The organism is Streptomyces sp. NPDC127100 (assembly GCF_042724095.1).
Taxonomy (GTDB): Bacteria; Actinomycetota; Actinomycetes; order Streptomycetales; family Streptomycetaceae; genus Streptomyces.
The window spans coordinates 101,832-107,831 of sequence record NZ_JBHXFL010000023.1 but is presented as its reverse complement, the minus strand read 5'-3'; the positions used below and the strand labels follow the sequence as shown (position 1 = coordinate 107,831).

6 protein-coding genes are annotated in these 6,000 nt (G+C 69.9%); 1 reads left to right on the top strand and 5 read right to left on the bottom strand.

Annotated elements, in window-relative coordinates; genetic code table 11:
* Positions 1-19 precede the first annotated feature (19 nt).
* The 3 genes from ACFWJB_RS21330 to ACFWJB_RS21320 all read right to left on the bottom strand — a co-directional run bounded on the left by ACFWJB_RS21330 (position 20) and on the right by ACFWJB_RS21320 (position 2,631).
* A complete protein-coding gene (locus ACFWJB_RS21330) occupies positions 20-1,108 on the bottom strand; it encodes a branched-chain amino acid aminotransferase (protein WP_386924036.1) in 1,089 nt (362 codons plus the stop codon).
* A gap of 260 nt (positions 1,109-1,368) precedes the next feature.
* Positions 1,369-2,412, bottom strand: coding sequence for a 3-isopropylmalate dehydrogenase (locus ACFWJB_RS21325; protein WP_386924034.1), 1,044 nt, complete (start codon positions 2,410-2,412; stop codon positions 1,369-1,371).
* Between the two features lie 87 nt (positions 2,413-2,499).
* Entirely contained in the window at positions 2,500-2,631 is a 132-nt protein-coding gene (locus tag ACFWJB_RS21320) for a hypothetical protein (RefSeq protein WP_385472484.1), read from the bottom strand.
* Positions 2,632-3,018: 387 nt separating this feature from the next.
* On the opposite strand from ACFWJB_RS21320, the gene ACFWJB_RS21315 reads away from it, so the two are divergent.
* Positions 3,019-3,225, top strand: a complete 207-nt coding sequence (locus ACFWJB_RS21315) for a DUF5988 family protein (RefSeq protein WP_385472481.1) — start codon at positions 3,019-3,021, stop codon at positions 3,223-3,225.
* A 79-nt stretch (positions 3,226-3,304) separates the two neighbouring features.
* On the opposite strand, the gene pruA is transcribed toward ACFWJB_RS21315, so the two are convergent.
* Entirely contained in the window at positions 3,305-4,936 is a 1,632-nt protein-coding gene (gene pruA, locus ACFWJB_RS21310; protein ID WP_385472479.1) for an L-glutamate gamma-semialdehyde dehydrogenase, read from the bottom strand.
* Positions 4,937-4,998: 62 nt separating this feature from the next.
* Positions 4,999-5,925: a proline dehydrogenase family protein gene (locus ACFWJB_RS21305; RefSeq protein WP_385472476.1), complete on the bottom strand. Its 927-nt coding sequence runs from the start codon at positions 5,923-5,925 to the stop codon at positions 4,999-5,001.
* Positions 5,926-6,000 lie beyond the last annotated feature (75 nt).

Below are 6,000 nucleotides of genomic sequence, written 5' to 3'. Positions count from 1 at the left end.
CCCTTCGACGTCGCGTGGCTCAGGCCAGGCGATGCATCCAGCCGTGCGTGTCCTCGGCGGTGCCGCGCTGGATGTCGAGCAGCGCGGCGCGCAGGCGCTGCGTCACCTCACCCGGCTCGCCACCGCTCTGCTGCCACTCCGCACCGGCCCGCTTCACCGTGCCGACCGGGGTGATGACGGCGGCCGTGCCGCAGGCGAAGACCTCGGTGAGGGTGCCGTTCTCCGAGTCACGCTGCCACTGCTCCACCGAGACGCGGCCCTCCTCGGCCTTGTAGCCGAGGTCGCGGGCGACGGTGAGCAGGGAGTCGCGGGTGACGCCCTCCAGGATGGAGCCGGTGAGGGACGGCGTGACGATCCTGTCGCCGTACACGAAGTACAGGTTCATGCCGCCGAGTTCCTCGACCCACGTGCGCTCGATCGCGTCGAGGTAGCAGACCTGGTCGCAGCCCTTCGCGGCGGCCTCGGCCTGCGCGAGCAGCGACGCGGCGTAGTTGCCGCCGGTCTTGGCGTCGCCCATGCCGCCGGGGACGGCGCGGACGCGGTCCTCGGAGACCCAGATGGAGACCGGCTTCACGCCGCCCGGGAAGTAGGCGCCGGCCGGGGAGGCGATGACGATGAAGAGGTACTCGTTGGCGGGCTTGACGCCCAGGCCGACCTCGGTCGCGATCATGAAGGGGCGCAGGTAGAGGGACTCCTCGCCGCCGTGCGCCGGGACCCAGTTCCGGTCCTGGCCCACCAGCGCGTCGCACGCCTCGATGAACGTCTCCACCGGCAGCTCCGGCATGCCGAGGCGGCGCGAGGAGGCCTGGAAGCGCTGCGCGTTCTTCTCCGGGCGGAAGGTGGCGACGGAGCCGTCGGGGCGGCGGTAGGCCTTCAGGCCCTCGAAGATCTCCTGCGCGTAGTGCAGGACCATGGTGGCCGGGTCGAGGGAAAGGGGGGCGTACGGGACGAGCTGCCCGTCGTGCCAGCCGCGCCCCTCCGTCCACTTGATCGTCACCATGTGATCGGTGAAGTGGCGGCCGAACCCCGGGTTGGCCAGGATCGCCTGCCGCTCGGCGTCGGAGAGCGGGTTGGCGGACGGCTTGAGCTCGATCGTGGGCGTCGTCATGGGCTGATGTCCTTCACCGGTTGTCGTGACGGGCCGCGTTCACGCCCGTACGGCCGGTGGCCGGTGCTAGGACGTCCGAGCATTCCCTCATGTCGCGGCTTCGCGTCCGATTATCGCGCGCGGGCTGCGACGGATGAAACAGGGTGAATGCGGCCCAGGGTTCGATGGTCGCACCCGGCGGACGCAGGAGAAAGCCGCCGGGCGCCTTGTGTGGGGGACCCGACGGCTTCGAAAGGGTGGGGATCGAATGGCGCGACAGGTCAGCCGGCTACTCGTACGGCGAGCGCGTCGCCGATCTCGGAGGTGCTGCGGGCGGGCTTGCCGACACGCTCGCCGAGGTCGGCGGCGACGGCCTCCTCGATCCGGGTCGCCTCGGCCTCGTGGCCGAGGTGGCGCAGCAGCAGGGCGACGGACAGGACCGTGGCGGTCGGGTCGGCCTTGCCCTGGCCGGCGATGTCGGGCGCGGAGCCGTGCACCGGCTCGAACATCGAGGGGAACTCGCCGGACGGGTTGATGTTGCCGCTCGCGGCGACGCCGATGCCGCCGGAGACGGCCGCGGCGAGGTCGGTGATGATGTCGCCGAAGAGGTTGTCGGTGACGATCACGTCGAAGCGCTCGGGCTGCGTGACGAGGTAGATCGTCGCCGCGTCCACGTGCATGTACTCGGTGGTGACCTCGGGGAACTCCTCGGCCACCTTGTTGAAGACGTCGGTCCACAGGTGACCGGCGAAGGTCAGCACATTGTTCTTGTGGATCAGCGCCAGCTTCTTGCGCGGGCGGGCCTGGGCGCGGGCGAAGGCGTCGCGGACGACGCGCTCGACACCGTAGGCCGTGTTGACGGAGACCTCGGTGGCGACCTCGTGCTCGGTGCCCTTGCGGATGGTGCCGCCGTTGCCCGTGTACGGACCCTCGGTGCCCTCGCGGACGACGACGAAGTCGATCTCCGGCTGGCCGGCGAGCGGCGTGGCGACACCGGGCAGGAGCTTCGACGGACGCAGGTTCACGTGGTGGTCGAAGGCGAAGCGGAGCTTGAGCAGGAAGCCGCGCTCCAGCACTCCGGAGGGCACCGACGGGTCGCCGATCGCACCGAGCAGGATGGCGTCGTGCGCCTTGAGGGCGTCGAGGTCGGCGTCGGTGAGGGTCTCCCCGGTGGCGTGGTAGCGCCGGGCGCCGAAGTCGAACTCCCTGGTCTCCAGCTTCACATCCTGCGGAAGGACGGCGGAGAGGACCTTGAGACCTTCGGCCACGACCTCCTGGCCGATGCCGTCACCCGGGATCACTGCGAGATTGAGGCTGCGAGACATGACCGCACCCTACCCCTCGTCCCACGGGATGACATGCGGCGTCCGGCATGCGGACACCGCATGCGCGGATCCGGGCCCGGCCCCTGCTCAGTGGCCGGTGGAGCCGCCGTTGTCCCGGCGGTCGAGGGAGCGCTGGAGGGCGGCGGCCGCGTTCTTGCGGTCGGAGTCGCTCGTACGGGAGGCGTGGCGGACTCGGCGGCGGACGGTCGTCTCGGCCATGGGGGATCGACTCCTTCGACACAGATGGCACGGATGCACGGATGCGGAGTGCGGAAAGGGACTTCGAGACGCCGGAAGGGGCGGGGAGCCGTGGGCCGCAGGGGTTGCCTGCACGGGGCCCGGCTCACGACCGCCATTCGCTTGATCGAGCGAGACGTTCGGCTCCTACAAAACTAGGGGAGCCGGGAGCGTCTGTCTGCACAATTACTCGGACTTCCTACTATCTGAGACGGCGAATCGAGACGCACGGCGCCGACCTGGGGTTTCACCGGCCCGCACGCCGGTCGGACAGGTGTGCGCCGACGGCCGGTCCGCCGTGTCGACCACACGGCTGATCCTTGGGCGCGGCGTGTGGCGCCGGGCGTCGGACGGGGAACGGGTGCGGGCATGACCGACACGGCCAAGGCACTTCTCGAGGGCGGCCCGCAGGACCTGCCCGAGCGGATCGTCCCCGTCCCGCCCACCGGCGACGACGTGAAGATCGAGCTGCGCAACGGCTACGAGCACTTCCGGCGCGCCGACCGCGACGCGGACACCCCGGAGGGCCGGCTGCCGGTGTACGAGTGGTGGGAGCGGACGGAGATGCCCGGCTAGCCCGGCCCGTCCACCGGCGCCGGACAGCCCGACGGGCCAGGTCGGAGGACCTGGCCCGTCGGGCGTTCGCGTGCGGGTGTCAGCCCATGTGCGGGTAGGTGTAGTCGGTCGGCGCGACCAGCGTCTCCTTGATGGCGCGGGTCAGGGTCCAGCGCATCAGGTTCTGCGGGGCACCGGCCTTGTCGTTGGTGCCCGAGGCACGGCCGCCGCCGAAGGGCTGCTGGCCGACGACGGCACCGGTCGACTTGTCGTTGATGTAGAAGTTGCCGGCCGCGTAGCGCAGCTTCTCCATCGTGTACGCCGCCGCCGCGCGGTCGTTGGAGATGACCGATCCGGTGAGGGCGTAGTCGGAGACGGACTCCATCTGGGTCAGCATCTCGTCGTACTTGTCGTCCTCGTAGACGTGCACGGCGAGGATCGGGCCGAAGTACTCGGTGCGGAAGACCTCGTTCTCCGGGTCGGAGCACTCGATGACGGTCGGGCGGACGAAGTAGCCGACCGAGTCGTCGTAGGAGCCGCCGGCGACGATGGTGCAGGCGTCGTCCGCCTTGGCGCGGTCGATGGCGGCCTTGTTCTTGGCGAAGGACCGCTCGTCGATGACGGCGCCGATGAAGTTCGACAGGTCGGTGACGTCACCCATGGTCAGGTAGTCGACCTCGGCGGCGAACTCCTCCTTGAACCCGTCGTTCCAGATGGACGCCGGGATGTAGGCGCGGGAGGTGGCGCTGCACTTCTGGCCCTGGTACTCGAAGGCGCCGCGGGTCAGGGCGGTCTTGAGCACCGCGCGGTCGGCCGACGGGTGGGCGACCAGGAAGTCCTTGCCGCCGGTCTCGCCGACCAGGCGCGGGTAGGTGCGGTACTTCTCGATGTTGTTGCCGACCGTCTTCCACAGGTGCTGGAAGGTCTTGGTCGAGCCGGTGAAGTGGATGCCGGCGAGGTCCCGGTGGTTCAGGGCGACCTCGGAGACCTCCAGGCCGTCGCCGGTGACCAGGTTGATGACGCCCTTGGGCAGACCGGCCTCCTCCAGCAGCTCCATGAGCAGCACGGCGGCGTGGGTCTGCGTCGGGGACGGCTTCCAGACCACCACGTTGCCCATCAGGGCCGGGGCGGTGGGCAGGTTGGCCGCGATGGCGCTGAAGTTGAAGGGCGTGATCGCGTAGACGAAGCCCTCCAGCGGGCGGTGGTCCATGCGGTTCCACACGCCCGGCGAGTTGGCCGGGGGCTGCTCGGCCAGGATGTTCCGCGCGTAGTGGACGTTGAAGCGCCAGAAGTCGACAAGCTCGCAGGGGCTGTCGATCTCGGCCTGCTGGGCGGTCTTGGACTGGCCGAGCATGGTGGAGGCGGCGATGGTCTCGCGCCACGGGCCGGACAGCAGCTCGGCGGCGCGCAGGATGATCGCCGCGCGGTCGTCGAAGGACATGGCGCGCCATGCCGGGGCGGCGGCCAGGGCGGCGTCGACCGCGTCCTGGGCGTCCTGCCGGGTGGCGTTCGCGTACGTGCCCAGGCGGGCCTTGTGGTTGTGCGGCTGCACGACGTCGAAGCGGTCGCCGCCGCCCATCCGCTTGACCCCGCCGATGGTGCAGGGCAGGTCGATCGGGTTGTCGGCCAGCTCCCTGAGCTTGGCCTCCAGCCGGGCGCGCTCGGGCGAGCCGGGGGCGTAGCCGTGCACCGGCTCGTTGACGGGGGTGGGGACCTGGGTCACAGCGTCCATGGGTTCCGGGACTCCTTGACTTGAGCGGTTTCGAGCTGTGGCGCGGGCTCGGCCTGTGGTACTCAGCCCTTGCTGACCATCGAGCGGACGAAGAAGCGCAGGTTCGCCGGCTTCTCCGCCAGACGGCGCATGAAGTAGCCGTACCAGTCGGTGCCGTACGCGGTGTAGACACGCATGCGGTGGCCCTCGGCGGCCAGTCGCAGGTGCTCGTCGCTCCGGATGCCGTACAGCATCTGGAACTCGTACTCGTCGAGCTTGCGGCCGGCGGAGCGGGCCAGCTCCTGGGCGATGGAGATCAGGCGGGGGTCGTGGGACCCGATCATCGGGTAGCCCTCGCCCTCCATCAGGGTGCGCAGGATGCGGACGTACGCCTTGTCGATCTCGTGCTTCTGCTGGTAGGCGACTTCGGCGGGCTCCTTGTAGGCGCCCTTCACCAACCGTACGCGACTGCCGCTGTCGGCGAGGCGGCGCGCGTCGGCCTCGGTGCGGAAGAGGTAGGCCTGGATGACGCAGCCGGTCTGCGGGACGTCCTTGCGGAGCTCCTCGTGGATGGCGAACATCGAGTCGAGGGTGGTGTGGTCCTCGGCGTCCAGGGTGACCGTGGTGCCGATCTCGGCGGCGGCCTCGACGACCGGGCGGACGTTCTTCAGGGCCAGCTCGTGGCCGCCGTCCAGCGCCTGGCCGAACATCGACAGCTTCACCGACATCTCGGCGCGGGTGCCGAGGTCCAGCGGCTTGAGCCGGTCGATCAGCTCCAGGTAGGCGTCCCGGGCGGCCTCGGCCTGCGCGGGGTTGGTGATGTCCTCGCCGACGACGTCCATCGTCAGCTCCAGGCCGTTGCCGGTGAGGTCCTGGATGATCGGCACGATCTCGTCGACCGTCTCACCGGGGATGAACCGGTCGACGACCGGCTTGGTCACCGGCGCGGCCGAGACCAGACGTCGCATCCTGTCGCTGCGCGACGCGGCGAGAATCACGGGACCCAGCACGGGGCACCTCCACTTACCAAGCAACACAAGGCCGTTACCCGACGATTCGGGAACGGCACGGAGAACCACCGTGAA